Source organism: Clostridia bacterium (assembly GCA_017620395.1).
In the GTDB taxonomy this organism is placed as follows: Bacteria; Bacillota; Clostridia; order Oscillospirales; family RGIG8002; genus RGIG8002.
On record JAFZQJ010000027.1, the window covers coordinates 89,558 to 115,750 of the forward strand.

At 54.0% G+C, this 26,193-nt stretch carries 24 protein-coding genes, 1 tRNA gene and 1 pseudogene; 22 read left to right on the forward strand and 4 right to left on the reverse strand.

The window, feature by feature from the left end; translation table 11 throughout:
• Positions 1–52 precede the first annotated feature (52 nt).
• Both J5441_06265 and J5441_06270 read right to left on the reverse strand, forming a co-directional pair.
• The gene (locus J5441_06265; protein MBO4934752.1) at positions 53–2,923 is read right to left on the reverse strand and encodes a hypothetical protein; all 2,871 of its coding nucleotides are present in this window, start codon (positions 2,921–2,923) and stop codon (positions 53–55) included.
• Between the two features lie 12 nt (positions 2,924–2,935).
• Entirely contained in the window at positions 2,936–3,931 is a 996-nt protein-coding gene (locus J5441_06270; protein MBO4934753.1) for an HAD family phosphatase, read from the reverse strand.
• Positions 3,932–4,189: 258 nt separating this feature from the next.
• Between J5441_06270 and J5441_06275 the strand changes: the two genes are divergently transcribed.
• The 12 genes from J5441_06275 to J5441_06330 all read left to right on the forward strand — a co-directional run bounded on the left by J5441_06275 (position 4,190) and on the right by J5441_06330 (position 16,686).
• Positions 4,190–6,958, forward strand: coding sequence for a metallophosphoesterase (locus tag J5441_06275; GenBank protein ID MBO4934754.1), 2,769 nt, complete (start codon positions 4,190–4,192; stop codon positions 6,956–6,958).
• 93 nt (positions 6,959–7,051) lie between these two features.
• Entirely contained in the window at positions 7,052–7,615 is a 564-nt protein-coding gene (gene efp / locus J5441_06280; protein ID MBO4934755.1) for an elongation factor P, read from the forward strand.
• Positions 7,616–7,665: 50 nt separating this feature from the next.
• The gene (locus tag J5441_06285; GenBank protein MBO4934756.1) at positions 7,666–8,103 is read left to right on the forward strand and encodes a hypothetical protein; all 438 of its coding nucleotides are present in this window, start codon (positions 7,666–7,668) and stop codon (positions 8,101–8,103) included.
• Between the two features lie 231 nt (positions 8,104–8,334).
• Positions 8,335–8,601 (forward strand): HPr family phosphocarrier protein, encoded by a 267-nt coding sequence (locus J5441_06290; protein MBO4934757.1) that lies wholly within the window; start codon positions 8,335–8,337, stop codon positions 8,599–8,601.
• A complete protein-coding gene (locus tag J5441_06295) occupies positions 8,601–9,824 on the forward strand; it encodes an NAD(P)/FAD-dependent oxidoreductase (GenBank protein MBO4934758.1) in 1,224 nt (407 codons plus the stop codon). The genes J5441_06290 and J5441_06295 overlap by 1 nt, the downstream gene beginning before the upstream one ends.
• Positions 9,825–9,950: 126 nt before the next feature.
• A complete protein-coding gene (locus J5441_06300; GenBank protein ID MBO4934759.1) occupies positions 9,951–10,655 on the forward strand; it encodes a site-2 protease family protein in 705 nt (234 codons plus the stop codon).
• A gap of 11 nt (positions 10,656–10,666) precedes the next feature.
• Positions 10,667–11,407, forward strand: coding sequence for a segregation/condensation protein A (locus J5441_06305; protein MBO4934760.1), 741 nt, complete (start codon positions 10,667–10,669; stop codon positions 11,405–11,407).
• A gap of 9 nt (positions 11,408–11,416) precedes the next feature.
• Positions 11,417–12,046: an SMC-Scp complex subunit ScpB gene (gene scpB / locus J5441_06310; GenBank protein ID MBO4934761.1), complete on the forward strand. Its 630-nt coding sequence runs from the start codon at positions 11,417–11,419 to the stop codon at positions 12,044–12,046.
• A 20-nt stretch (positions 12,047–12,066) separates the two neighbouring features.
• Positions 12,067–12,645, forward strand: a complete 579-nt coding sequence (locus tag J5441_06315) for a DUF2953 domain-containing protein (protein MBO4934762.1) — start codon at positions 12,067–12,069, stop codon at positions 12,643–12,645.
• A gap of 21 nt (positions 12,646–12,666) precedes the next feature.
• Complete coding sequence (gene ytfJ, locus J5441_06320; protein MBO4934763.1) at positions 12,667–13,110, forward strand: GerW family sporulation protein; 444 nt, start codon at positions 12,667–12,669, stop codon at positions 13,108–13,110.
• A 2-nt stretch (positions 13,111–13,112) separates the two neighbouring features.
• Positions 13,113–13,841, forward strand: coding sequence for an rRNA pseudouridine synthase (locus tag J5441_06325; GenBank protein MBO4934764.1), 729 nt, complete (start codon positions 13,113–13,115; stop codon positions 13,839–13,841).
• Between the two features lie 37 nt (positions 13,842–13,878).
• Entirely contained in the window at positions 13,879–16,686 is a 2,808-nt protein-coding gene (locus tag J5441_06330; protein MBO4934765.1) for a hypothetical protein, read from the forward strand.
• Between the two features lie 58 nt (positions 16,687–16,744).
• Here J5441_06330 and J5441_06335 read toward each other — a convergent pair whose 3' ends face one another.
• Positions 16,745–17,854, reverse strand: coding sequence for a rod shape-determining protein RodA (locus J5441_06335; GenBank protein ID MBO4934766.1), 1,110 nt, complete (start codon positions 17,852–17,854; stop codon positions 16,745–16,747).
• Between the two features lie 117 nt (positions 17,855–17,971).
• Here J5441_06335 and J5441_06340 point away from each other — a divergent pair, with 117 nt between their 5' ends.
• The 6 genes from J5441_06340 to J5441_06365 all read left to right on the forward strand — a co-directional run bounded on the left by J5441_06340 (position 17,972) and on the right by J5441_06365 (position 22,244).
• Complete coding sequence (locus tag J5441_06340; protein ID MBO4934767.1) at positions 17,972–19,639, forward strand: formate--tetrahydrofolate ligase; 1,668 nt, start codon at positions 17,972–17,974, stop codon at positions 19,637–19,639.
• 1 nt (position 19,640) lies between these two features.
• Positions 19,641–20,078 carry a tRNA (adenosine(37)-N6)-threonylcarbamoyltransferase complex ATPase subunit type 1 TsaE gene (gene tsaE / locus J5441_06345; GenBank protein MBO4934768.1) on the forward strand — a complete coding sequence of 146 codons (438 nt, stop codon included), beginning with the start codon at positions 19,641–19,643 and terminating at the stop codon, positions 20,076–20,078.
• Positions 20,059–20,769 (forward strand): tRNA (adenosine(37)-N6)-threonylcarbamoyltransferase complex dimerization subunit type 1 TsaB, encoded by a 711-nt coding sequence (gene tsaB / locus J5441_06350; protein MBO4934769.1) that lies wholly within the window; start codon positions 20,059–20,061, stop codon positions 20,767–20,769. The genes tsaE and tsaB overlap by 20 nt, the downstream gene beginning before the upstream one ends.
• On the forward strand, positions 20,766–21,209 hold the full coding sequence (rpiB, locus tag J5441_06355) for a ribose 5-phosphate isomerase B (GenBank protein MBO4934770.1): 444 nt from the start codon (positions 20,766–20,768) through the stop codon (positions 21,207–21,209). The genes tsaB and rpiB overlap by 4 nt, the downstream gene beginning before the upstream one ends.
• A gap of 84 nt (positions 21,210–21,293) precedes the next feature.
• Entirely contained in the window at positions 21,294–21,827 is a 534-nt protein-coding gene (locus tag J5441_06360) for a hypothetical protein (GenBank protein MBO4934771.1), read from the forward strand.
• 174 nt (positions 21,828–22,001) lie between these two features.
• Positions 22,002–22,244 carry a hypothetical protein gene (locus tag J5441_06365; protein MBO4934772.1) on the forward strand — a complete coding sequence of 81 codons (243 nt, stop codon included), beginning with the start codon at positions 22,002–22,004 and terminating at the stop codon, positions 22,242–22,244.
• A gap of 223 nt (positions 22,245–22,467) precedes the next feature.
• Here J5441_06365 and J5441_06370 read toward each other — a convergent pair whose 3' ends face one another.
• Positions 22,468–23,841 carry a citrate/2-methylcitrate synthase gene (locus tag J5441_06370; GenBank protein MBO4934773.1) on the reverse strand — a complete coding sequence of 458 codons (1,374 nt, stop codon included), beginning with the start codon at positions 23,839–23,841 and terminating at the stop codon, positions 22,468–22,470.
• 240 nt (positions 23,842–24,081) lie between these two features.
• Between J5441_06370 and J5441_06375 the strand changes: the two genes are divergently transcribed.
• The 4 genes and pseudogenes from J5441_06375 (at position 24,082) to J5441_06390 (ending at position 26,173) form a co-directional block, all read left to right on the forward strand.
• Positions 24,082–24,158 (forward strand) — tRNA-Val (locus J5441_06375).
• Between the two features lie 384 nt (positions 24,159–24,542).
• The gene (locus J5441_06380) at positions 24,543–25,088 is read left to right on the forward strand and encodes a GNAT family N-acetyltransferase (protein ID MBO4934774.1); all 546 of its coding nucleotides are present in this window, start codon (positions 24,543–24,545) and stop codon (positions 25,086–25,088) included.
• Positions 25,085–25,699, forward strand: coding sequence for an alpha/beta hydrolase (locus J5441_06385; protein MBO4934775.1), 615 nt, complete (start codon positions 25,085–25,087; stop codon positions 25,697–25,699). The genes J5441_06380 and J5441_06385 overlap by 4 nt, the downstream gene beginning before the upstream one ends.
• A gap of 9 nt (positions 25,700–25,708) precedes the next feature.
• Positions 25,709–26,173 (forward strand): annotated as a pseudogene (locus tag J5441_06390) (NUDIX domain-containing protein).
• Positions 26,174–26,193 lie beyond the last annotated feature (20 nt).

The window sequence follows — 26,193 nt, forward strand, 5'->3', positions numbered from 1 at the left end:
GTAAAAAAGCCGCTGCTCGATTGAGCAGCGGCTTTTGTCGTATCTTTTCGTTTTATCTCACAAACTTGAGCGTGAGGATCTTCTTCGGCGCGATCTCGAAATCGACGAAGCCGTCCTTGCCGATCGCAAGCTCGGATTCGGGAAGCTCTTCGAGCGTTACGACGCTGCACTTGCTCCACATCCTGCCGTCGTAGGGAGGCAGATACCACTCCGCCGCTTCTCTCTCGCAGGGGGACTGGGGCGTCTCGATGGGAGCGCGTCCCTTGTTGAGGCGGATGGCGTTCTTGATCGTCTTGTCGGAGTAGTTGAAGAGTCTGACGACGTAGCCCTCCTCGTCCTCGCTCTGTTTTACGGCGCTGACGTTGAGGTTCTCTTCCTTCAGTTCGAGGAAGGAGTGGGTCATCGGGTTCTTGCCGCCGTCCTTCGGCGCGATCTGCGCGAGCGAAGGATCGAGGGTGAAGCGCTCGGACATCTGCCATACCTTCGCCTTCTCGTAATCGCCGGTGTAGGGGTAGAAGGCGTATTTGAAGGTGTGCTTGCCGAGGCACTGGGAGCCCTTGTCGATCTGGCTGTAATCCTGCATCGAGCAGACGCAGATGCGCAGCGGGAAGGCGCGCAGCAGCGTCAGGTACATCGTGCGGTCCTTGTCGGCGTCGTCGACTTCGTACGCTTTCAGGCCGAAGTTGAGCAGCGCGACGCCGTCCTTGCCGTCCTCCATCGTGACGAAGGAGTTCATCGGATGCTCGGTCATCGGCAGCTCGTCATAGAGCGAGTAGTCGAGCTTCGCGGTCTGGCGCTTGACAACGTCGAACTGTCCCTGGACGTAAACGCTGTCGCTCACTATGCCGGTGGGGAAGCCGACCTGCAGGTAGTGGTCTTCGGCGCGGTTGTTGACGGTTGTCTCTATGGCGACGTACTTCGCGCCCTTATGCAGCGTGATGACGCTGTCGATGGAAACGGGGACGAGGTGCGGACTTCTCTTCTTGTCGCCTTCGGCGCGGGATTCCGGAAGCATCCAGTCGAGCGTGACTCTGAAGGAGGTTTCCAGCTTGCCGCTGCGGCAGACGGAGATGCGGGGCGATTCGGTGAGCGTCGTGAAGACCTCTTCCTGCTCGACGGTGAAGTGCTCCCACGGGTTCGCGATCTCGGAGGAATCCTTGAAGAAGCCGAGCCCCTTGAACTCTCTGCCGTTCTCCTTGTTGATGACGTTGAAGGTGCCGTTGGGGTTCATCGAAACGGCGAGGTATTCGTTCTCCATCGTCGTCGGGGAGGTGAGCATCGTTTCGGGAGTCTTCTGTCTCTCGCCGCCCTTGACGGTGACGAACTTCAGCGTCTTATAACCCATCGCGGGGATGTCGGAAACTTCGAGACGGATCTCATACTGCTCGGTCGGGATGACGTTGGGCGAGTCGTGCATGAACTGGACGACCTGCTCGTTCTTGCGGTTGGTGGAAACGAGCTGATAGGCGAGCTCCTTGCCGTCCTCGTCGTAGATGTGGAACGCCTGGTTCTTGTCGCTCTTCGGGTTCGGGCGAAGCTCGACGCGGGCTTCGACGACCTCGGTGCGCTTGAAGGGCGCGGGGTTGTAGACTACGATGGCGCTGTCGTCCTCGGTGAAGCCCTCGAGCTTGATGTCGCCGGCTACGTCGATGAACGCGCGCTCATAGACGCAGCTGCTTATCTCGCGGGACTGCTTGAAACGCGCCATGACGTCGTCCGCGACGACGTCGCGGCTGCAGGCGCCGATGCTGTCGTGGCCGTGGTTCTGCAGCAGGTAGTTATACGCGAGCGCGATGAAGTTCTTCGGATACGCGGCTCCGCAGAACGCGGCGAAGACCGCGAGCGGCTCGGCGTAATAGGTCAGGTCGCGCTCGGTGCGGAAGTTGGACTGCTTGATATACATTCTCGCGGAGCAGACCCAGCCCATCAGCGGGGAAACGCTGCCCTTTGTCGCGGGGCGTCTCATCTCGCCCTTTATGAGCGTGGACTTGGGGTCGAAGTTCTCGATGACGGCGTCCTCAAACTCCTTGAGGGAGGAGAAGAAAACGTCGCATTCGGGGAGCTTGTCGTTGAGGTCCTTGACCATGCGGACTTCTCTGGCGTCCGGGAAGGAGGAGTCGTGGCTCTCGGACCAGAAGCGGTGATTGGTCGTCCATTCGCCGTCCTGCTCCTTGAGCGCGGCCTTGCCGGCGTCCTCGACTCTCTCGGTGAAGTATTTATAGAAAGGATGGGTATACTGCATATCCATCGGATGACGTTCGGAGTCGATGAACTTGAATACGCCGTTGGTGCTGTCCCACTTAAAGATACGGTTGTTGACGTCCTCGACGTTGAAATACACCGGGCGGTGAACGACGTACCAGACGTTATAGCGCGGACGGGTGGCGAGACGGGAGGCGTAGATGCGCGTGCCGTCGGCGCCTTCCCAGAAGAACTCGGACTTGGGCGCGACGTAGGGGTTGAGTCCGCGGTAGAAGGAGGCGAAACGGATGCCGAAGCCGCTGTAGATCTGCGGCATCTGCGAGATCTGGCCCCAGCCGAAGGGGGAGTAGCCGGTCTTGCTGACCGCGCCCATCTCCTTGCCGATCTTATGGCCGAGCAGCAGGTTGCGGATAAGGGATTCGCCGCCGACGCAGAACTCGTCCGGCAGGCAGAACCACGGGCCGATGGCTATGCGGCCTTCGCGGACGTACTTCTGGAACTTTTCCTTCTTCTCGGGATAGACCTCAAGATAGTCCTGAACGGGCATCGTCTGCGAGTCGAGGTGGAAGTGCTTGTAGTCGGGATTCTTGTCAAGGATGTCGAAAAGCAGGTCGAGCATCTGGCCCAGCATGAACTGGGTGCGTCTGGCGGAGTAGCGCCATTCTCTGTCCCAATGGGTGTTGGGGATAAAGTGGCACTGGATCTTCTGATTCTTGTCCATGTTCGTTTCTCCTTATCCTTTGATTATGTTCATTATTTCGGCGAACGAATCGGTGTAGTGCGAGCAGAGCGCTTTAGTGCCGCTGGATTCGATGTTGCCTCCGGAAATGCCGATGGTGGCGTAGCCCGCGAGTCTGATGGAGCAGGCGCCGGCGCCGCTGTCCTCGATGCCGACGACGTGAGCGCGGTCGGCGAAGGGGATGTTAAGACCGACGACGCAGGTCTCGGAGTAGAGCCACGGATGCGGCTTCGGCGAAAGCTCGCCGAGCGTTCCGACGCTGCCCTTGCGGAGCGGGAAGCCGGCGGAGATTATCGCGTCGTAGAAGTCCTTCGGATCGCCCATCTTCAGCGTCTTGAACGCGGAGAGGATCTCGGGCCACGCCTTTTCGTAGAGGCCGGAGGTGACGAGACCGATCTTCACGCCCATATCCTTTAATTCATAAAGGAAATCCTTGAGTCCCGGGGTGGGGACGAATGCGTTTTCTCTGCCGCGGCCTTCCATGATCTCCTGCATCTCCCTGTGGGTATGCTCGAAGTAGAAGTTTCTCGCGTCCTCGAGCTTCTTGTCGGGGCAGTACTTGTTGATGCAGTACTTAAGATGTTCCGAAACGCTGTGGCCGGAAACGTAGGGGAGGTCAGCCTCCTCGAGCTCGAACTTCGGATTGCCGAGCAGGCTCGCGACGGAAAGCTGTATGATCCAGATCCAGAACTCCTCGCTGCGGACGGAGGTTCCGTCAAGGTCCATAAGGACCGCTTTCAGCGGGCGCTCGATGGATACGGGGTAAACGGGATAATAGACCGGGAACGCGATCGCGGATTTGACGCAGGCGAGAGTCTGGTTTCCGAAGGAAACGAACTCGACCTTGCGGTCGCCGGTGGCGGCGATCTCCTCGACGCCGTTGACGCCGCGGGTGTAGCGTCCGTCGCTGGTCTGCTCCATTCTGATGAGACCGGCGTCGGCGCCGAATGTTCCCAGATCGGGAAGAATAATGGGTTTGTTTTCGCTCATAGGTTTTACCATCCTTTGCCGGAGTTGGCAGATTGTCCTTTTTATCAATCGGCCTTATATGGTAACTATTATAATTGTATGTTTGAAAAAAGTAAAGAGTGATTTTTACAAAATGTACGATTATTTTCAGTTTTTTTACCAATATCTTGCGGTCGGGAGCGGTTTTTTGCCTCTATATCGTTGACAACCCCTTTTCGCTGTGTTAAAATGTACGATAGTGTAAAAGGCGTATCATTGTTTTTGTAAAGGAGTATCGGTATGAATTCGACAAAGAAAAGGATTTCGAGAATCGTATCCCTCGTCATTTGTATCGCTATGCTGACCGGTTTCGGAGTCGTTCGGTTTTCGCTCGACGCCTCCGCGGTTTCGCCTGTCAGAGTAGTGGGCGGCAAAGCGGTATCGACCTCGACCGGGGCGTTTATTCAGGCGTACATAGGTTCTGAAAAGGGCGTTTCCACACAGGTCAGCTTTTACGCCGCGACTCAGTTTGACGTTTTCGGTTTTTCCGCTTTTGACGGAGGAAATATCAGCAGCGTCAAGTCCGACCCGAGTGAAAGACACCTCGGCGGAGCGGACGGCGATTTTTACGTCACGTGGAGTACCGATCGCAGTCGGAATCCGTATCAGGCTTTTGAAGCTGACGTGCGCGGTGCCGAAGGAGTCGTTATACTCGGCTATGAGGGGCGTCTCAACGCGTCTGATACGACCGGTACGATGATTATGCAGGTGTGGGATCCTTCGGCCGCGAGTTATGTGAAGATGGACGAAGCCGCCGCCGTCAACGGTTCGATTTCGCTTGTCGCCGAAGTCGGCGTTGCGGCTTACGCCGAGAATGGGCTCATAAGATACAGAGTCGTTCTGCCGGAAAACGCCGCTTATAAATGGATATACACACGTAACGCAACCGCGGGGCAGGTCGATGAGTCTTTGCAGTACGGTACTACCAAAACGAGGACCTCGCCCGGCAACACTTCCTATAACTACAAAGGAACGGTGACGTCCGACATGTGCTTCTGCGTGAAGACGCAGGTGGGCGATGACGCCGGTTATTCAATGGTTTTCCCGTTCGTCTCCGAGAACGTCGCGCAGAATCAGCTTTCTCACTTCAACGTCAACTTCAAAGACGACGCCGGAACGGCGAGAAATATGAGCTGGATGTCACAGAACGACCTTGCCGCAGCAGTCGTTCAGGTCGTGCCTTACGGAAAGCTGAACCCCGATTTTACCGACGCCGTAACGTATACCGGCGCAAAATCCAAACTGAAGAACGCGGAAAAGCCGTATTGCTTCTGCGTTACGGTCGACGGCCTTGAGCCCGGCGCCGAGTATTGGTACCGCTACGGCGACGGAGACAAGATCTGGTCGAATCCTTGCTATCTGCGCACCGACGACGGCGACGCTGACTTCGCGTTTATTATGGGAGGCGACCCGCAGTCGTACACCGACAGCGAGGAAGAAGATAAAATCGAAAGGATTTTCGGTCAGTACCGGCAGGTCGCGAAGAGCTGGAACGAAGCTGTCCGTACCGTCGGCGCGGAATTCCTCGTCGTTTGCGGCGATGAAAGCGACCACGGTAACTATGAGAAGTGCTGGGAATGGTACTACGATACCAATAAAGCTTTCTACCGTAACTCTACTCTCGCGCCGACGATGGGCAACCACGACAGCTGGGGCTGGGATATGTGGATTGCGAATCACTTCCTTTCCGACCCCGATACCGGCGAACGCGGAAGTTACTGTTCGTTTGACTACGGCAACGCTCATTTCATTATCCTTAACGGCAACATAGCCGAGGCGAATAACAGAAAAGCGATGCTCGATAAGGAATACGCGTGGCTCATAAGAGATCTTGAAGCGCACAAAGACGCCGACTTCAAATTTATAATCGAGCATCAGGGTATGTATTCGTACCCGGTGCATACAAACGAAGCGGAGACGGTCGAAATACGTTCTTTGCTTGTTCCGATAATCGACGAATACGGCGTCGATATAATGATGCAGGGCCACGACCACATATGGCTCCGCACAAATTCGATGAAGGGCGGCGCGGACGTTTCCGGTCGGAATACTACGACCATAACGGACGCGGTGACCGGCGATACATATATCGTTGACCCTGAGGGAACGACGTACGTGAACGGCGGATCGCTTACCGGAAGTAAATACCACAACCCGAATCCGACGAACTTTCCCATCGTTAAGGTCGCCTGCGCCGCGCAGCCGAATCTCCCGACGTTCAACACGATCGAAATAAAAGGCGGAAAGCTCATCTTCAAAGGATGGGTTTACAAGTCTGACGGTTCGCTCGCCAGAATCGGCGATTACTCGCACTACGGTAACTACACCGACGGATACAGCATAGTCAAGACGTCGTATTACGACAAACTCAACGCCCGTATAAACGCGCTCCCCGACGAGCTGACGCTTGCCGACAGGGAAGAGGTGCTCGCGCTCAAAAAGGCGTGCGACGCCGAGAGCGAGACGTTCCTCAACGCTTACGTTCCGGACGCCGGAAAGCTCGCGGCCGCTTATGAAACCGTTGAGCAGCTGTATAATGATTCCTGCGTTCCCGTTATCACGATTGACGGGGAGATGCCCGGGGAGTTCAAAGTCGGAACGGAATACGTTTTCCCGACTGCGTCGGCTTATGACGAGAACGACGGCGATCTGCCCGTCTCGGTAACGCTTGCGAACGCCGAAGGCACCGTGACTCTCGACGGGCTGAACTACACCTTTGAGGAAGCCGGCGACTATGTGCTTACCTACTCCGCTACCGACAGCGACGGACATACGACGACGGAGACGTTTGCGATAACCGTTCAGCTCGGCGTAATGAAGGGAGATATGGACGGCGACGGTGAAATATCCGTTTCCGACGCGCTTATTGCGCTCCGTATCGCCGCCAAGCTTGCCGAGGAGACGCCTGAAGCCGTTGCGATAGGCGACGCGGACGGAGACGGCGAGATAACGGTTTCGGACGCGTTGAGGATACTCCGCGTGGCCGCGAAACTCGCTGTTGAGGTGTAATAATCGCGAAATAGCAAAATTATGTAAAAATTATCTTGCAATTATCGCGTTTATGACTTAAAATAAAAATATACTGAAAATGGAGGAATGCAAATGCTTTCAGCTGGAGATTTCAGAAACGGCGTAACCTTTGAACTGGACGGCGACGTAATGCAGGTCGTAGAGTTCCAGCACGTCAAGCCCGGAAAGGGCGCTGCCTTCGTGCGTACCAAGATGAAGAACGTCATCACGGGAGCCGTCACCGAGCGCAGCTTCAACCCCACGGAGAAGTTTGAAAACGCCTACGTCGAGCGCAAGGATATGGAGTATCTTTACAACGACGGCGACCTTTACTACTTCATGGACGGCGAGACCTACGAGCAGGTTCCAATCAGCAAGAACATACTTTCCGACAACTTCAAGTTTGTAAAGGAAAATATGATATGCAAGATCGTTTCCTACAAAGGCAACGTTTTCTCCGTCGAGCCGCCGCTGTTCGTTGAGCTCGAGGTCACCGAGACCGAGCCCGGCGTCAAGGGCGACACCGCCACCAACGTCACCAAGCCCGCTACTCTCGAAACCGGCGCCGCGATCAAGGTGCCGCTGTTCATCAACGAGGGCGACGTTATCAAGATCGATACCAGAACGAGCGAATACCTGCAGCGCGTCCAGGGTTGACGATTTGATTTCACAAGGTTACAATACTTGAAAATAAAGGAGCTATAATTATGTCTGCTCAGGAAAAGATCGCATACATCAAAGGGCTTATGGAAGGTCTTGACTTAGATAAGGACAGCAAGGAAGCGAAGCTTTTCGCCGCCGTTGTTGACGCGCTCGACACTATAGCCGAGGACATCGAAGAAGTCAAGGACGACGTTTATGACCTCAACGAGTACGCCGAGGCTATGGACGAGGATCTCTATGACGTAGAAGAGGCGCTGTATGACGACGATGAATTCGAAGATTACTGCGAGTTCGATTGCCCCGAGTGCGGCGAGACCATCTGCCTCGATGAAGAGGACTTCGGCAAAGAGAGCATTTTCTGCCCCGCCTGCGGCAAGGAGATATTCCTTGACGACGTATGCGACGACGAGTGCGAGTGCGACTGCGACGAGTGCAAGGCAGAAGAAGAGCCGGAAGATAACACGGAAGAAAAGCCCGAATAATACCATAACCGGTGAATGAGAAAGGCGGACGTCGCGAGGCGTCCGCCTTTTTGTCGCTTTCGCAAGATATAGTGCCCGCCTGCGGCGATTCGGGCACAAATTGTGCAATCGTGATAATCGGCGACGGTTTTCAGCGGTTAAAAACGGCACTATTTACAACTTGTTTTTCTTGACGAATCAGCGCCGATGCTATAAAATAATAGTGTAATAAATACGCACGGAGGTTCCGGTATGATCATCAAAGAAGCTGTCGTTAATAACAAAGTCGGACTGCACGCCAGACCCGCAACGTTTTTCATTCAGAAATCCAACGAGTTCAAGGGCGACATCTGGATCGAAAAGGGCGACCGCCGCGCCAACGCCAAAAGCCTCCTCGGAGTGCTTTCGCTCGGAGTTCTCAGCGGCGAGACCGTGAAGATCAGCGCCGACGGAGTCGATGAAAAGCTCGCCGTCGATACGCTCGTTGAGCTCATCACGAACGGTCTGCAGAACTGTTAGTGAAACGCGTTGTGATAATCGGCGGGGGAACCGCCGGACTGCTTTGCGGATACTTCGCCGCCAAAAACGGCGCCTCCGTTCTGATAGTCGATAAAAACGCCCGCCCCGGCAGGAAGATGATGATCTCCGGCAAGGGCAGATGCAACCTTACGAATAACTGCGACGTACGCCGGTTTATGGAAAGCGTGACGAAAAACGCCAGCTTTCTGTATTCGGCGTTATATTTTTTGCCTCCGCAGCGGCTTATGGAGCTTGTTGAGGCGTCCGGACTGCCCCTGAAAACGGAGCGCGGCAACCGCGTTTTTCCCGTAAGCGATAAGGCGGTAGACGTCGTCGACGCCGTATACGCGATGGCGAAAAGCGCCGGGTGCGAGTATCTGAACGCCGAGGTGAAATCGCTCATCGTCAAAAACGGCGCGGCTGTCGGAGTCGATACCTCGTCAGGTAAACTTGAAGCAGACGCCGTCGTGGTAGCTACCGGCGGCGCGTCTTATACGCGCACGGGATCTACCGGCGACGGATACCGTTTCGCGAAAGAGGCGGGGCATACCGTCGAGCCGATACGCCCTTCGCTCGTACCGCTCGTTACGGCCGGCGGCACGGCTAAACGCCTCATGGGGCTTTCGCTTAAAAACGTCGCTTTGACGTTGACTGAAGACGGAAAGGATAAGCCTGTGTTCGGTGACTTCGGCGAAATGCTGTTCACGCACTTCGGACTCTCCGGTCCGATGGTTTTGTCCGCGTCCGCGCATATGGAGCAGGGAAAGCGCTATTCCGTCAGCGTCGACCTCAAGCCCGCGCTGACAACCGAGGAACTGTCAAAGCGTATCGCGCGCGATTTCGCGGCGAATCCGAACAAAGACTTCGCGAACTCACTCGACGATCTGCTTCCGAAAAAGATGATACCCGTTATCGTCGACCTTTCCGGTATAGATCCGCATAAAAAGGTCAATTCCGTTACGCGTGAGGAGCGCACGAAATTGGCGGCACTGCTGAAAAAGCTTGATTTCGCCGTAACGGGCACGCGTCCCGTCGAAGAAGCGATAATCACTTCCGGCGGCGTGAACGTCAAAGAGATCGACCCGAAAACGATGGAGTCGAAGCTCGTAAAGGGCTTATATTTCGCGGGAGAGGTCATCGACGTCGACGCGCTGACCGGCGGATACAATATGCATATCGCTATGGCTACCGGAGCGCTTGCCGGTGAAAACGCCGCAAAATGAACGCTGCTTTCGGAAGGACGGGGAGACCCGTCCTTTTTTCTTTCTCTAATTCGCGATTAACGTCATTTTTCTCTTGATATTGACGCGGATATATTGTATAATATATAGCGTATAAGGAGAGGTATTATGATTTCGAGATTTTTAGAAGATCCGGTAATGATTCTGATAACGCTTCCGGCGGTTATCATCGCGTTGACGTTTCACGAATTAGCGCACGCGTATACCGCTGTAAAGCTCGGCGACCAGACGCCGGCCATAACCGGACGACTGAGTATAAATCCGCTTGCCCATCTCGATATAATGGGCTTTCTCTGCATGGTTTTGACCGGCTTCGGCTGGGCGAAACCCGTTCAGGTCAATCCCAACAACTTCAAGAACCGCAAGCGCGGTATGGCGATAACGGCGGCGGCCGGTCCGCTTTCCAATGTGCTGCAGTCATTTATTTGTATGTTTATCCTCGCTCTTCTCGCGAAGTTTAATGTTCTTGCGATTTACTACGGAAAGGGCGGCTTTTCGGGCGCCTCGTTCGGGGACGCGTTGCTGATGGTTTTGGGCACGATAGTTTATCAGATGACGTATTTGAATCTTTATCTCGCGATATTCAATCTGATACCTGTTCCGCCGCTTGACGGCTCCCGTCTTGTCGATACCTTCCTTCCGGGCAGGGTTTCGTATTACTACAACAGATACGGCACTTATTTTCAGATCGGGCTTTTTGCCGTGATGATGGTTTTGATATACACCGACGTTTTCAATCCGATTGCGTGGGTTGCCGGCAAGGTTTGGGATCTGTTCTATAACATCTGGTTCGGCATATTCGGTATAGCGTAAGGAGGGTATCTTTGGAAGCTTTAACATACAAAATCGAAGCGTACGAAGGCCCGCTTGACGTGCTTCTCGGTTTGATACGCAAGAACGAGATAAATATTTACGACATTCCCATCGCGGAGCTGCTCAGGCAGTTCATCGAACACATCGACGTTATGCGCCGCGAGAACCTCGAAGTTTCCAGCGAGTTTCTGACTATGGCGGCAACGCTTGTTCAGATAAAGTCCGCAATGCTGCTGCCTAAGTACGAGGAGGAAGAGGATCCCCGCACAGAGCTGGTCAACCTGCTGCTCGAATACGAGCGCTATAAGCAGGCGGCGGAAAACTTCCGCGAGCATGAGAGCGGCGTTTACCGTTTCGTGCGCGAGCCGGTCAAGATGGAGATCGATTACACTTACACGCGCACGCACAACGTAAAAGAGCTTCGCGAGGCCTATTATTCCATTTCGTCGGCGGTCGTCCGCAAGCGCGAACGCAAGGCGTCGCCGGAGTCGATCTCGCGCATAGTCCTGCGCCGAACGACGAGTATAGCGTCAAAGATATTCGCCATACTCCGCGGACTTGCGCGGAGAACGCGTGTTACGCTGCTTTCACTTGTCGGACGCGACAACGTGCGCGGAGACGCGGTCGCGGCGTTCTTTGCAACGCTGCAGCTCGCGAGAGCCGGCAGGGTACATATAGAGAACGACGGTACGGCTCTTGCGATGACGATGACAAAAGACTCCAGAAAAAAACTCAAGCATAAAGTGAAATAAGAGGTAGCTATGAATCTCTCAAAAACCGAAGCGGCCGTGGAAGCCGTCATATTCGCGTCGGGAGACCCGATAGGGGCAGACAGAATCTGCGAAGCAGTCGGTATCGACGCGGATACGCTTGAAAAATGTGTAAAGAATATATCCGGGCGTTACGCCGACGCGTGCTGCGGTATTGAGCTTGTCGCCCTTGACGGCAGTTATCAGATCTGCTCAAAGAGCGATTTCTATGAGGAGATCCGTACCGCGCTCAAACTTCGCAGCAACGCTGTTCTTTCCGACGTGGCGATGGAAACGCTTGCGATAATCGCGTATAATCAGCCGGTAACGAAGAGCTTTATCGAGGACGTCCGCGGCGTAGACTGTTCCTATATCGTCGGCAGCCTTTGCGAAAAGCGCCTCGTTGAAGAGCGCGGCAGACTTGATATCCCGGGCAGGCCGCTGCTTTACGGAACGACCGACAACTTCCTGCGCTGCTTCAATCTCGAATCTCTTGAAGATCTGCCGAAGCTGCCTCGGCTTGAAGGCGACGACCCCGAACAGATGACGATAGAGGAATACACCGAGCAGGTAGCGCAGCAGGAGGCCGCCGAAGGCGCGGAAGCCGTTGAAAACGCCGATAACGCTGAAAACGCGGACTGACGTCTGCACGGAGAGGAACTATGTGGTGGTATCTGCTTTTGATCCTGCCTGCGCTTATTCTGCTTTTTCTGCTGCTCCCGGTTTACCTCACGGTCGATCTTAAAAACACCGAACCGGAGGTCAAGATAAAGCTCGCCTTTATCGATATAACCGGCGTTGTGATAAAAGAGGATAAGCCGGAAAAGGAAACCGAAAAAACCGAAAAGAAGCAAAAAAGAGTGAGGAAACGCACGCTTTCCGAACGGATAAACGAGTTCAAGGACAAGGTCGCGTTTGCTCGGGACGCCTTTCGTATTATCGCGAAAAGGCTGACCGTGACTCGCTTCCGGCTGATTTGCCGCGTCGCTACGGGGGACGCCGCGCAGACCGCGGTGCTTTACGGCTCCGCCTGCGCCGCCGCTGCCGCGCTTGACGCTTTTATCAACGAATGCTTCAAGGTGAAAAAACAGAACGTGTATATATACCCGGATTTCACGGCGCAGAAGCCGGAGCTTGACGCGTTCGTTAAGATAAGGATGTTCGTATTTTCCGCTGTCGGAGCGGGTATAAGCATATTGTTCAACGCAATGAGGCGCGGACCCAAACGCGCCCGCGCATAACTATTGAAAGGGTGGCTTGATATGAGCGAAAACAAGATCAACGATTTTATGAGCACCGCAATGAGCGGAATCCGCGATATGATCGACGTCAATACGATTGTCGGCAATCCCGTCACGACTCCGGACGGCACGACTATCATACCGATCTCCAAGGTCTGTTTCGGCTTCGCTTCCGGCGGTTCCGACTTCGGCAAGCAGCCTGAGAAGCAGAAGTTCGGCGGCGGCAGCGGAGCAGGCGTTTCGATCACGCCGGTCGCGTTCCTTTCGATAAAGGAAGGCGACGTCCGCGTGCTTTCCGTCGACCCGGACGAGAGCGGCATAGATAAGGCGATCCAGTCCGTCCCGACGGTCATTGAGAAGCTTTCCAATATGTTCAAGCGCAAGAGCAAGAAGGAGAAGGCTAAGGAAAAAGCCGAAAAAGCCGTTGAAGAGGCAATGGACGCTGCGAAAGAAGAAGCGGAGTAAGTATGGCTAAACAGGAGCCGATAAGAATCAACAAGTTTCTCGCCGAATGCGGGGTCGCTTCGCGGCGCGCCGCCGAGGAGCTTATCCTCGCGGGCAAGGTTAAGATCGACGGCAGAACAGCCGAACTCGGCGACAAGCTTGTTCCCGGAAAGTCGAGGGTAGAGGTCGCCGGCAAGCGCGTCGCGCTCAAGCCGAGATCTCATATCTACATAATGCTCAACAAGCCTCGCGGATACGTTACCACTATGTCCGACGAGAAGGGCAGAAAATGCGTCGCCGATCTTGTCAAAGACGTGAAGGGCAGGATATATCCGATAGGCCGCCTTGATATGCTTTCGGAAGGTCTGCTGCTGTTTACTGACGACGGCGATTTCGCAAACCGTCTGACGCATCCGCGCTTTCACATAGGCAAAACTTATAAAGTCGTCGTCAACGGCCAGCTTTCAGAAGACGATCAAAAAGCGTTTGCCGAGGGCATAGAGCTCGACGGCGAAAAGACCGCACCCGCGGAAATAACCGTTTCTCCGCCGAAGGACGGCAGGCAGACGGTGCATTTGACCATATTCGAAGGAAAAAACAGAGAGATCCGCCGGATGTGCGAGGCTCTCGGTATTGAAGTCCTGCGTCTGAAGCGCGAGCGTATCGGTAACCTTTCGCTCGGTCTGCTCCCGTGCGGCAAGTACAGGTATCTGAGTGAAAAGGATATAAAAAAGATATTCGCCGGAGAGTAGCGGAGAATATCTGTTTATCAAGAATCGGAGGACGCTTATGAGAAGTGTGCATAAGATTGTTGCCGTCGCGCTGGCGGCGCTCGTCGTTTTTTCATGTATGGCGTGTACTTCAGTGTTCGGCGCCGTAGCTTATGATGAGTATATATCCGCTCAGCTTCCCGGATTTGAGTCGTTGTCCGCGGTGCAGGTGGCTCTTGTCTGGCGCGAGAATCTCCAGCGCGTTCGCACGTCAAGCGCTGTGCATCCGGACGCCTCGCCCAAGTCTCTCGAGGTGACGCTGGCGTCTCCGGCCGACGGAGAAGAATATGAAAGCTTCAGTTTCGCGTCCGTGACGGCTTCCGACAGTACTATCAAAGGTTTTGAAGAAAACGCTCACGAGTTTCCGCGCAACGGCAACGCGTTCGGAGACGTTTCGCTCGATGGCGTTGAAAAGATCAGCGTATGGCTCGGAGGATATCCTTCAAACGGCAAGGTGGTCATGAAGCTTTTGACCGCTCCGAGCCGCGGACCGCTGACGGATAACGAGAGCTATGCCGATTATCCTCTCGGCTTTGTTTACAGAAGCGCCGAGGTAACGCCGGTTGATAACGTTGCGACGTTTGATATTTCAGATTTCGCAGCGGATAACGAATGGACGGTCGGCGGCATTTCGGATCACCTTGATGAAATCAACGCTGTCATGCTTACGCTGATTCCCGGCGAGGGCAACGCCGCGTATAACACGAAGTTTTATGTTTCCGACCTGCGTGTCTGGAAAAAGGCTTCCGACTATTCATGGACCGCCAACGTCGGAGCCGCCGCAGGCGAGTTCGGTTTCACCGTGCGTTCGGCGTCCGCGGACGCGAATATTTCCGTAACGGTTGACGGCAAGGCGATTTTGCCTTCGGGCGACGGTTATCTTAACGCGTACGGCGAAACGTGCCGCGACTACACCGTCGACACCGCCGCTTACCGCGACGGTATGAAAACGCTGAAAGCGTTCGACGGCGAAGAATGCGTGCTCACTGCCGGAGTTATATTCGACAATGAGGCGCCGTTTGTCAATCGTATCGGCGAAGAAGCCGACTACGGCGTTACCGTTTCCGAAGGCGGCGGCGAGATAAAGATGTCCGCTTATGCCGATCCGGATACGCAGTATAATTTCTATAAGGCCGACGTTCTTCCCGTAGTTGCCGTTGAGAATTTCTCTACGTTGAACGATATGAAACAGCGCGATCCGCAGGGAGAGGTTGAGATCGACCTTTCGGGAAGCGCCGTGTATTCCACGATTTCCCAAACGACCTCGATTCCGTATCAGGCGTTTGAGATCGACGCGTCAGGAAAAACCGATACCGTTTACGTCACGTATAAAGGCGGCACGATCAAGAACGAGTCGCTGCAGTTTGAGGTCTACGATCCCGAAGCCGGAGCGTGGCAGTTCCTGACGCGCGGCGATAAGAGCGGTAACGAAAATGAGTATAACTTCGCGCTTTCGCCCGAAAGCTATGCGGACGCTGAAGGAAAGATTAAGGTGCGCGTTTCCGAATACCTTTACGGCAACGGCGCAGATACGTTCGCGTGGACGACGGATACGCAGTATTACGTTTCAACTCAAAGATACCGCCACTTTATGACCGAGCAGTTCAACTGGTTCGTCAGCGAATACAACGGCGGCAATATCGCTTACGTGTGCAACACCGGCGACGTGGTAAATACGAAGACGTCTATCTCTGAATACGAGCTCGGGAGAAGCATTCACAACATTCTTGATGAAGCGAACGTGCCGAACGGCGTCACTCCCGGCAACCACGACGTGGGCAACGCGAACGACGAGGTCCTGTATTACGATAACTGGAATACCTATTTCGGTTCGCAGTATTACGATTATCAGCCGTGGTGGGGCGGCGGCTATCTTGGCAACACCAGTCATTACGACCTGCTTACGATAGGCGGACACGATTTCATCTTCCTCTACCTCGGTCTGAATCATGAAACGACAGACGAGGGAGCCGCATGGGCTAACAAGGTGCTGAAGATGTATCCGCACCGTACTGCGGTCATTCTCACGCACCAGTTCCTCAGCACGAGCGGCAAGCTTCTGACGGGCAGTTACGGTTTCGCGGACAAGATCATCGAGAAGATAATCGAGCCGAACACCAACGTCCGCCTTGTCCTTTGCGGACACGAACCCGCGTCCCATAATTTGTATCAAAAAATGAACAACGGAGTTACGGTTCTTGAACTGCTGCACAACTATCAGTTTGATTATAAGCTCGAAAACGGCGTCTGGGCGACGACATGGGGCACAAGCGACGGAGGCGCCGGATACTTCAGATATATGGACGTCGGCGAAAACACGATCACGAGCCGCTGCTATTCCGCTTCTTATCCTGACGTCAACCATTATTATCCGGAGGAAGCCGGAATCGCGGAGAACTATACGATGAATATCGAATACGTTCAGTCCGACAGGGAGATAAACACTTCCTATTTCAGCGCGACCTGCGGCGTTGAACCTCTCGGCGAATACACCGTCAGCGACAACGGCGACGTTTGGACGCTTCCGTTCACGGGCGAAGCGGACGGCAGTTCCGGCTGGTACGTCGTTGCGAATTCTAACGGCAGATACGTTCGTTCCGACGTTTATCCCATTATCGAGAAGGCGTTTGAAGAGCCGGTTTTGAAGGGCGACCTTGACCGCGACGGAATAATAACCGTCTCCGACGCGCTCGGCGCGCTTCGGATTGCCGCAAAACTCGTTGATGAAACACCGGAGGCGATCTCGATCGCGGATATGGACGGTGACGGTGCGATAACCGTCGTGGACGCGTTGAAGATACTCCGTATTTCCGTAGGGCTCGAATAAAACGAATAATAAAAGCGCCGCCGTCTGAGCAACAGACGGCGGCGCTTCGTTATATACACTAATCGAACATGGTTTTTCCCCGATGAACGCTCATTACCAATCCTATGCCGCCGAATACTGCGATCATGGAAGAGCCGCCCGCAGAAAAGAAGGGGAGGGTGATCCCGATTATAGGCAGCAGTCCGAGGCTCATGCCGATATTCTCCATCATCTGAAACGCGAGCATCGCGAATACGCCTATGCAAATGTAAGCTCCATTCGTATCGCGGGCGTTTGTAGAAACGCGCAGAATGCGCAGAAGCAGCGCCGTCAACAGTATAAGGACGAGCACCGAACCAATAAACCCGAGTTCCTCGCCTATGGCGGCGAAAATCGAGTCGTTTTCTATCGAAGGTATAAGTCCGCGTTGAGTCATGATCCCCGATCCGTAGCCCTGTCCGGTCAGCTTGCCGGATCCGATAGCCGTGACGCTTCTAATCGTCTGCCATCCGTAATTCAGCGGATCGAGCTCAGGATTGAAGATGACGAGTATACGTCTTATCTGGTATTCCGAAAACACGAATTTATAAAGAAGGAAGCCTATCGGAACTATCGCCACTCCGAGCGCGAGGAAGTATTTCCAGCTGAGTCCCGCGATCAGCAGCATCGCAAGCGCGATAACAAGATAAACGAGCGCGGAGCCCATGTCGCCCTGCAGGTAGATCAGTATCACGTAAGTCAGGACGTGCGCCGAAAGAAGCAGTACGTTGCTGATGCGGTTGATATTCTCCTCAACTGCGGAAAGATGCGTCGCGAACGACAGAATAAACAACAGCTTGACGAACTCGGACGGCTGAAAGCTTATGCCGAAAATCTGTATCCAGCTCTTCGAGCCGTTTATCGTTTTCGCGAATATAAGCGTCAATACAAGAATGATAACTCCGGCTGCGAAGATCAGCTTGGGTATCTGGCTCCACATCGAATAGGATATTACGGAGAGCGCGATCATGAGCAAGATACCCGCAAAAAGCGCGACTGTTTGCATAATAACGTCGCGGTGGCTCCCGGTCACAAGTGTTGCGCTGTTGACCATCAGAATGCCCGCCGCGGCGCAAAGAAGCGAACAGACCAGCAGGAACTTGTCCGTTTCTTTCAAGTATGTGTAAATTGATTTGAATACTTTCGGCATATTCTCACCATATTCATTTTACCACAAAAAATTGCGAAAGAAAAGGTTTATTTTTCTTTTGATTTGTGTTATTATTGTGTTGTTGGATAAAGTAACGACGAAAGCGAGGAGATTCCGTTGAAAACCGATATTGAAATCGCCCTTGAGGCAAAGAAAAAACCGGTTAAAGATATAGCCGCCGGCCTCGGAATAGGGGAGGATATGCTCGAGTATTACGGCAAGTACAAAGCCAAGCTCTCCGAGGAGTTGTACGCCGAAACCGCGTCACGTCCGGACGGCAAGCTGATACTTGTGACCGCCATCAACCCCACGCCCGCGGGCGAGGGTAAAACGACCGTTTCCGTCGGCCTCGGCCAGGCGCTTGCGAAGCTCGGCAAGCGCGGGATCACCGCGCTCCGCGAGCCGTCGATGGGCCCGGTTTTCGGCATTAAAGGCGGAGCCGCCGGCGGCGGTTACTCTCAGGTCGTGCCGATGGAGGATATCAACCTTCACTTCACCGGCGATATGCACGCGCTGACCGCGGCAAATAACCTCCTCTGCGCGATGATAGACAATCATATCCATCAGGGCAACGAGCTGGATATCGACCCGGAGCGCGTGCTTATCCTGCGCTGCGTCGATATGAACGACCGCGCCCTTCGCGAAATAACGATAGGCCTCGGCGGCAAGGCGAACGGCCAGCCGCGTCCGGACGGCTTCAACATCACCGTCGCGAGCGAAGTAATGGCTATCCTTTGCCTTGCGTCCGACCTTATGGACCTCAAGCGCCGCCTCGGCGATATAATCGTCGCGTATAACAGGAGCGGCGGACTCGTCCGCGCCCGCGATCTGAAGGCCGACGGCGCGATGACCGTACTGCTCAAGGACGCGCTCAAGCCGAACCTCGTGCAGACGCTTGAAAACACCCCCTGCATAATCCACGGCGGCCCGTTCGCGAATATCGCGCACGGCTGCAACTCCGTCCGCGCGACGAAGCTTGCGCTCAAGCTCGCCGACTACGTTGTGACGGAAGCCGGATTCGGCGCCGACCTCGGTGCCGAAAAGTTCCTCGATATCAAATGCCGCGCCGCGGGCATACATCCCGACGCCGTCGTGCTCGTCGCAACGGTCAAGGCGCTCAAATACAACGGCGGCGTACCGAAGGACGAGCTGAAGGCCGAGAATACCGAAGCGCTTCGCAAGGGCATAGTGAACCTCGGAAAGCACATAGAGAATATCCAGTCTTACGGACTTCCCGTCGTAGTCGCCATAAACGAGTTCGCGACCGATACGGACGAAGAGAAGCGCATTATCGGCGAATACTGCGCCGCGCACGGCGTGGACTACTCATTCACCACCGTTTTCGCCAACGGCGGCGAAGGCGGCGTCGACCTCGCGAGGAAGGTGTGCGCCGCGGTCGAGAAGCTGAGCGATTTCCGCTTCTGCTACGACCTCGATCTGCCTCTGAAAGACAAGATCAACGCCATCGCGACGAAGATATACGGCGCGGACGGAGTCGAATACTCCGAAAAAGCGGAGCGTGAGCTCGCGTACATGACCGAGAACGGCTACGGCAAGCTGCCGATCTGCGTTGCGAAAACGCAATACTCGCTTTCCGACGATCCGTCGCTGCTCGGCCGCCCCGAGCATTTCCGCATCACCGTCCGCGACGCGAAGGTTTCCGCGGGCGCGGGCTTCGTGGTCGTCTATACCGGCAAGGTCATGACTATGCCCGGTCTCCCGAAGGTTCCGGCGGCGGTCAATATCGACATCACGCCCGACGGCGAGATCAAAGGACTTTTCTGATATGATAAGCAATTCCGTCCTGGAAACCGAACGAATAGCGTCCGAATACGCCGCGGGACTTAAAGCCGGAGACGTGCTCTTTTTCCGCGGCGATCTCGGGGCGGGGAAGACCGCCTTCGTCCGCGGGCTTGCGGCGGGGCTCGGCATCCCGCCGGAAACCGTAAGCAGCCCGACCTTCACTTTTGTAAAGGAGTACGGAGGCGGACGGCTTCCTTTGGCGCATTTCGATATGTACCGCGTCGGCTCTGCGGACGACCTGTATTCGATCGGATTTTTCGACTATCTCGAGACGGACGCGGTCATCGCGGTCGAGTGGTCGGAGAATATAGAAGCGTTCGCTGACGTTCCGCACGTCACCGTGACGATCTCTCGCGGTGAAAGCGAGGATCAGCGGATAATTACGATAGAGGGAGTGCATAATGCGGATTCTTGCGTTTGACAGCTGCGGCAAGACGGCTTCCGTCGCCGTATACGACGATAAAGTAATAGGCGAAGTATATATCGACACCAAACAGACTCACAGCGCGACGCTGCTGCCTTCGGCGGATTGGCTGCTTTCGTCGCTCGGCATGAAGGTCGCGGATATGGATTATATCGCCGCTGCCGTCGGGCCGGGCTCTTTTACCGGCGTCCGCATAGGTATGGCTGCCGCGAAGGGTATGGCGGCGGGTGCCGGCTTGAAATGCGTCGGCGTTTCGTCGCTTCACGCCGCGGCATACGCCGCGAAGGACTGCGGCGGGCTCGTCTGCGCCGTTATGGACGCGCGCTGCGGGCAGGTTTACAATGCGAATTTCAGGGTTGACAACGGTGTTATTCAGCGTGTTTGCGAGGACAGAGCGCTCGCCATCGACGCGCTGATCGACGAAGTTAATGGCGAGAAGAACGTCCTGCTCATCGGCGACGGCGCGCTTCTCTGCCGCGACAGATTCGCGGAGCGCGGAGCGGCCTGCCGCATAGCCGGTGAAGGCCGCGTCGGCGTCAGCGCGGGGAACGTCGCGCTCATCGCCGCTGAGAACGCGGCGAACGCTGTTTCTCCCGAGGCGTTCGCCGTCAACTACATACGGCTTTCACAGGCGGAGCGGGAACGCAACGCCAGACTTCAAAACGAAAAAACGGAGGAGCAATTATGATCATCATCGGCAGCGATCACGGCGGATTTGAACTTAAACAGGCGGTCACGGCGTACTTTGACCGCGAGGGTATCGAGTATTTCGACTACGGCGTCCATGAGAACGTATCCGTGGATTATCCCGATATCGCTTTTCCGATTGCGGAAAAGGTCGCGGCGGGCGAATACGAAAAGGGCATGATCTTCTGCGGCACCGGCATCGGCGTTTCCATCTGCGCCAACAAGGTCGACGGCGTCAGAGCCGCGCTCTGCACCGACCATTTCACCGCGGAATACTGCCGCCTCCATAACGACGCGAATATCCTCTGCATCGGCGGCAGAGTTACCGGCGTCGGCACCGCGCTTGATATCGTGAAAACCTTCCTTTCGACCGAGTTTGAAGGCGGCAGGCACGAGCGCCGCGTTGCGAAAATAATGGCCTACGGGAAAGATAAATATTAGAAGGTATAAAAATAGTATATCGCACGATGCTCCATATGAATACGGATCATTGTTTATTTCCAGATACAAAATAGGAGGGTAAAAATGCCTAAATCGACGAAATGGTTTATTGCGTGTTTTGTATTTGGATTACTGATAATCGCGGGTATGGTGGTATACTTATATATGGACGCTCATCCCGATCATACGGATGAAATTGCACTTCTTAAGAGACCCGATATGCAGGTTGATTCTTCGTGGATTTCAAAAGACGGCTCAATTACTTTCACGATTTGCGAGGGTCAGCCATTTAAAACAAAAACCGCTAATGGGGACTATGTTTATTTTATGCACGGATCGGATGGAATCGGTAAATTAAAAACAGACAATTCGGAAATCGACATTGAAGTTGTTTTCGGACGTATGATTTATGATTTTTATATATACGAATATATTCCGGAGGAAGATTCGCTGACAGAGGATGACGGAATCCCGAATATCGTATCAACAGATTCACAGCTATTGATGAGCGGAACCGCTTATTATGAGGATAAGGCATTTGCTGTTAGAGTTGAAGAAAGCACCCTCTTTAATAGCGGAGAGATAATTGTATTCAAAAAAATAGAAAACGGAGAATAGCGCAACACAAAGGTTCACAGCGGCGTTGAGACGAAGTACTGCTACAACGGTGTCCAACTTGCCATGTAGAAATGGAACTCGGGGAACGTCACATATTCCCTGCATTTCATCATACCGTTGCAAATCTTCAAAGGCAGGGGCATCTTGAACGCCTACTGAAGTGAGGGGATTAGAATGCTGTTAAAAAAAACGTGGAAATATAAAAAGACTGGGTTTGATGGAAACTGTAAGATTTTTGGTGTTAATATTTTCAATTATAATTGGGAAGATACTGGGGAAAGGGTAACTGTGGTTGAACCGATGCGCCAACAAGAACATACCCTTAATGTATACACAGTAATAATTAGAGGAAAGACCAAAAGGTTTGCAGCTGGGGAATTCAGTAATTGTGTATGGGGATTCTATATCGAAAAGTGATAGTATATCACCTACGATGATATCGGCAATCCGCTGGACTATCGCAACGGTATGACGATGACGTGGGAGAAGGGGCGCAGACTTGCGACCGTTACGAACTCCGGCGTTACTACGGCGTGCACATATAATGACGACGGCATCCGCCTTACGAAAAATGTTGGCAATAATCTACTGCTATAAAACAGCGGAAAGCGATTGCTTTCCGCTGTTTTTGTGCGTTTTTTTATCTTTCGTCCATCGGGACGTAACCGCGCTCTTCGGCGACACTCTTGTAGCCGGGGCGGATTATCTTGCCTCCGCCGATAAGCTCTTCGAGGCGGTGCGCCGACCATCCGCTTATCCTCGCTATCGCGAATATCGGGGTGAAAAGCTCCGGCGGCAGTCCGAGCAGACTGTAGACGAAGCCGCTGTAGAAGTCGACGTTCGCGCTGACGCCTTTGTATATCCTGCGCTCGCGGGAAATGACCCTCGGCGCTATGCGCTCAACTTTTGAATAGAGTTCAAAATCGTCTTTCGCGCCTTTTTCTTCGCTTAACTGCCGCACGAACGATTTGAATATCTCCGCGCGCGGATCGGAAAGGGAATAGACCGCGTGTCCCATTCCATAGATGAGGCCGCTCTTGTCGAAGCCGTTTTTATTCAGCAGAGCGGTAAGATATGCGTCGATCGCTTCGTCGTCGCGGAAGTCGGTAACGTGCTCTTTCAGATCATCCATCATTCTGACGACCTTTATATTCGCTCCGCCGTGGCGCGGCCCCTTCAGCGAGCCGAGCGCGCCGGCGATAACGCTGTACGTGTCGGTGCCGGAGGAGGTTATGACGTGCGTGGTGAACGAGGAGTTGTTGCCGCCGCCGTGTTCGGCGTGGAGTACCAGCGCCATATCGAGCACGCGCGCTTCAAACGGCGTGTAGCTCATATCCGGACGCAGCAGACGCAGTATGTTTTCCGCGGTAGAAAGCTCCGCGTCGGGCTGATGGATAAACAGACTCTCTTTGTCGTGATAATGCTTGTACGCCTGGTATCCGTATACCGACAGAAGCGGGAAGAGCGAAATCAGCTGCACGCACTGCCGCAGTACGTTGGGAACGGAAATATCGTCCGCGGCGCTGTCGTAGGAATATAGCGTGAGCACGCTTCGCGCGAGTGTGTTCATCATATCGTTGCTCGGCGCCTTCATGATCACGTCGCGTACGAATCCGGTAGGCAGCGAGCGGTAGAAGCCGAGAGTGCGTTTGAAGGCGTCAAGCTGCTGCTTCGTCGGCAGGTTTCCGAAAAGGAGCAGATACGTGGTTTCTTCGAATCCGAAACGGCCTTCGCCGTAAAAACCGCTGACAAGCTCCTTGATATCGATGCCGCGGTATGAGAGCTTGCCTTCGCAGGGGGTATCGACGCCGTCGACGAGCTTTGAGGACGTTATCGTCGATATTTCCGTCAGACCGGCGACGACGCCTTTGCCGTTGACGTCGCGCAGTCCGCGTTTGACGTTGTGCGCGTCATAAAACTCCGGCAGTATGCCGTAGCTTTTGACCGAGAGCTCCGCGAGGTCTTTGATCTCGGTCGTTATCGCGGAGTAGGGATTGTTTTTACGGATGGCCATTTCTTCACCTCCATTGAAAGCGTGTCGTGTTGAATATATATATCTTGTAATCAAATTATATACCGAAACGGCAAAGAAATCAATAAAAATATTTATATGGTATAAACCGCGCGACGCGGTAAAGATCCGCGATGCGGGTAAAAGAAGGTCGAATATCTGCGGATTAGTTTGAAAAAATAATGATAATTCTTCTTGATTTTTGATTTGCTATGTGGTATAGTAGTTCTTGCTGACGGAAACGGGGGCATAGCTCAGCTGGTTAGAGCGCTCGCTTCACATGCGAGAGGTCGGGGGTTCAAGTCCCTCTGCCCCTACCAGAAAAAAGCACTTGCTTTTGCAAGTGCTTTTTTCAATGATATCCGTTCCTGTCGGAACGGGTGATATATGCCTTCGGCATATGATATACCCTTCGGGTATGATATACGCCTGCGGCGTATGAAGGAACGGATATTATATCATGCAGACGCGAAGCGGCTGTATATCATGCTTGCGAAGCAAGTATATCATATCGCCGTGAGGCGATATATCGTTTTGTAATACTCTCGAATTTGCGCTTTCAAGAGAAATGTTGCTTTTCAAGCGGCCCGGAATGCGAATTTATCACTCTCTGCGTTACCCCGGAATATTTCTCATTCTATTGAAAACTCAAAGCGTGTATGATATAATTCATATATGTTTATTCACTGAGAGGTGCTTGCGCAATGCTTTACCACGAAACGGTACAACTGAAAAACGGCGCAGAGCTTCTGCTTCGGAACGGCGACGCCGCCGACGGAGCGGATTTGCTTGCGGTTTTTAACCAAACGCACGCGGAAACCGACTTCCTGCTGACTTATCCGGACGAAACCTCTTTTACGGTCGAGTCTGAGTCCGAGCATCTCAAACAAAAAACCGAGGATCCGCGGTCGATAGAGATTCTCGCTTTTATCGGCGGCAAGCTCGTGGGAAGCGCGGGCTTTTACGCCGTAACAAGCGTTGCGAAGATTAAACACCGCGCGGATTTCGGCATATCCGTGCTGAAGGAGTATTGGGGGCTCGGCATCGGCTCCGCGCTGACAGAAGCTTGTATAGAGTGCGCCCGCGCCGCGGGATACACACAGCTCGAGCTTGACGTCGTCGCGGAAAACGCCGCCGCGATCGCGCTGTATAAAAAACACGGCTTCGTTGAATTCGGGCGCAATCCGCGCGGCTTCCTTTTGAGAAACGGCGAGTATCAGGAGCTCGTCAATATGCGGCTTGAGTTATGATTGATAATAAACGTAATACCGGCGCGGCGCTTTACGTTCACGGCAAGGGCGGCGGCGCCGCCGAGGCGGAGCATTATAAGCCGCTGTTTCCCGATCGCGAGGTCGTCGGGCTCGACTATAAGACTTTCGTTCCATGGGAAACGGGGAAGGAAATATATAAGGCAGTTTCAGAGCTGCGCGAACGCTTTGGTGAAGTTATACTTATTGCCAACAGCATAGGTGCGTTCTTTTCGCTTAACGCGGGTATCGACGCGCTTCTCCGAAAGGCGTATTTCATTTCACCCGTCGTGGATATGGAAAGGCTTATACTCGGTATGATGTCGGCGTCGGACGTGAGCGAAGAAGAGCTTAAAGCGAAAGGCGCTGTAAAGACGGCTTCCGGCGAAGAGGTTTCGTGGGAATATCTCCGGTACGTCCGCGAGCATCCGGTGAAATGGAGCGTTCCGACGGAGATCCTTTACGGCAGCGGCGACCGGCTCGTCGCTTATGAGAGCGTTGCCGCTTTCGCGGAAAAGTTCGGCGCGAAGCTAACCGTTATGGACGGCGGCGAGCACTGGTTTCACACCGACGCGCAAATGCGCTTTTTGGACGAATGGCTCTTGAATAATTAAGGAGGGCGTATGGCTACCGATTGCGGTTTTGAAAAGGGCGGCGAGTGGTTCCGATACAGGGCCGCCGCGATAATAATAGAAGAGGGATGCGTGCTGTTCGTATCCGACGGCGGGTTCGATTATTACTACTCCGTCGGCGGCGGCGTGCATCACGGCGAAACTTCCGAGCAGGCGGTGCTCCGTGAGGTGTACGAAGAAACAGGCGTCCGCTACGAGATAGACCGCCTCGCCGTTATTCACGAATGCTTCTGGAACGAGAGCGACGGGTGCGGCGGCGTACGCAAATGCCACGAGCTCGCTTTCTACTATCTGATGAAGCCGAGAGGCACAAAATACCTCCCCGGCGGAGATGAGAAGCTTTCGCTGCACTGGGTTCCCGTCGATAAGCTCGGTAGCGTAAAGGCGTTTCCGGCTTTTCTCGCCGATTATTTGAGTAGGGAACACGACGGAATAGAGATAATAACCACCCATGATGAAAGCGCAAACGAGCGATC

Coding starts and splice junctions, on each gene's coding strand:
- J5441_06270 (MBO4934753.1), bottom strand. CDS start 3,931: ATGAGCGAAAACAAACCCATTATTCTTCCCGATCTGGGAACATTCGGC.
- J5441_06275 (MBO4934754.1), top strand. CDS start 4,190: ATGAATTCGACAAAGAAAAGGATTTCGAGAATCGTATCCCTCGTCATT.
- J5441_06385 (MBO4934775.1), top strand. CDS start 25,085: ATGATTGATAATAAACGTAATACCGGCGCGGCGCTTTACGTTCACGGC.
- J5441_06380 (MBO4934774.1), top strand. CDS start 24,543: ATGCTTTACCACGAAACGGTACAACTGAAAAACGGCGCAGAGCTTCTG.
- J5441_06265 (MBO4934752.1), bottom strand. CDS start 2,923: ATGGACAAGAATCAGAAGATCCAGTGCCACTTTATCCCCAACACCCAT.
- J5441_06300 (MBO4934759.1), top strand. CDS start 9,951: ATGATTTCGAGATTTTTAGAAGATCCGGTAATGATTCTGATAACGCTT.
- efp (MBO4934755.1), top strand. CDS start 7,052: ATGCTTTCAGCTGGAGATTTCAGAAACGGCGTAACCTTTGAACTGGAC.
- J5441_06285 (MBO4934756.1), top strand. CDS start 7,666: ATGTCTGCTCAGGAAAAGATCGCATACATCAAAGGGCTTATGGAAGGT.
- J5441_06335 (MBO4934766.1), bottom strand. CDS start 17,854: ATGCCGAAAGTATTCAAATCAATTTACACATACTTGAAAGAAACGGAC.
- J5441_06370 (MBO4934773.1), bottom strand. CDS start 23,841: ATGGCCATCCGTAAAAACAATCCCTACTCCGCGATAACGACCGAGATC.
- scpB (MBO4934761.1), top strand. CDS start 11,417: ATGAATCTCTCAAAAACCGAAGCGGCCGTGGAAGCCGTCATATTCGCG.
- tsaE (MBO4934768.1), top strand. CDS start 19,641: ATGATAAGCAATTCCGTCCTGGAAACCGAACGAATAGCGTCCGAATAC.
- J5441_06290 (MBO4934757.1), top strand. CDS start 8,335: ATGATCATCAAAGAAGCTGTCGTTAATAACAAAGTCGGACTGCACGCC.
- J5441_06365 (MBO4934772.1), top strand. CDS start 22,002: ATGCTGTTAAAAAAAACGTGGAAATATAAAAAGACTGGGTTTGATGGA.
- J5441_06325 (MBO4934764.1), top strand. CDS start 13,113: ATGGCTAAACAGGAGCCGATAAGAATCAACAAGTTTCTCGCCGAATGC.
- rpiB (MBO4934770.1), top strand. CDS start 20,766: ATGATCATCATCGGCAGCGATCACGGCGGATTTGAACTTAAACAGGCG.
- J5441_06360 (MBO4934771.1), top strand. CDS start 21,294: ATGCCTAAATCGACGAAATGGTTTATTGCGTGTTTTGTATTTGGATTA.
- J5441_06315 (MBO4934762.1), top strand. CDS start 12,067: ATGTGGTGGTATCTGCTTTTGATCCTGCCTGCGCTTATTCTGCTTTTT.
- tsaB (MBO4934769.1), top strand. CDS start 20,059: ATGCGGATTCTTGCGTTTGACAGCTGCGGCAAGACGGCTTCCGTCGCC.
- ytfJ (MBO4934763.1), top strand. CDS start 12,667: ATGAGCGAAAACAAGATCAACGATTTTATGAGCACCGCAATGAGCGGA.
- J5441_06330 (MBO4934765.1), top strand. CDS start 13,879: ATGAGAAGTGTGCATAAGATTGTTGCCGTCGCGCTGGCGGCGCTCGTC.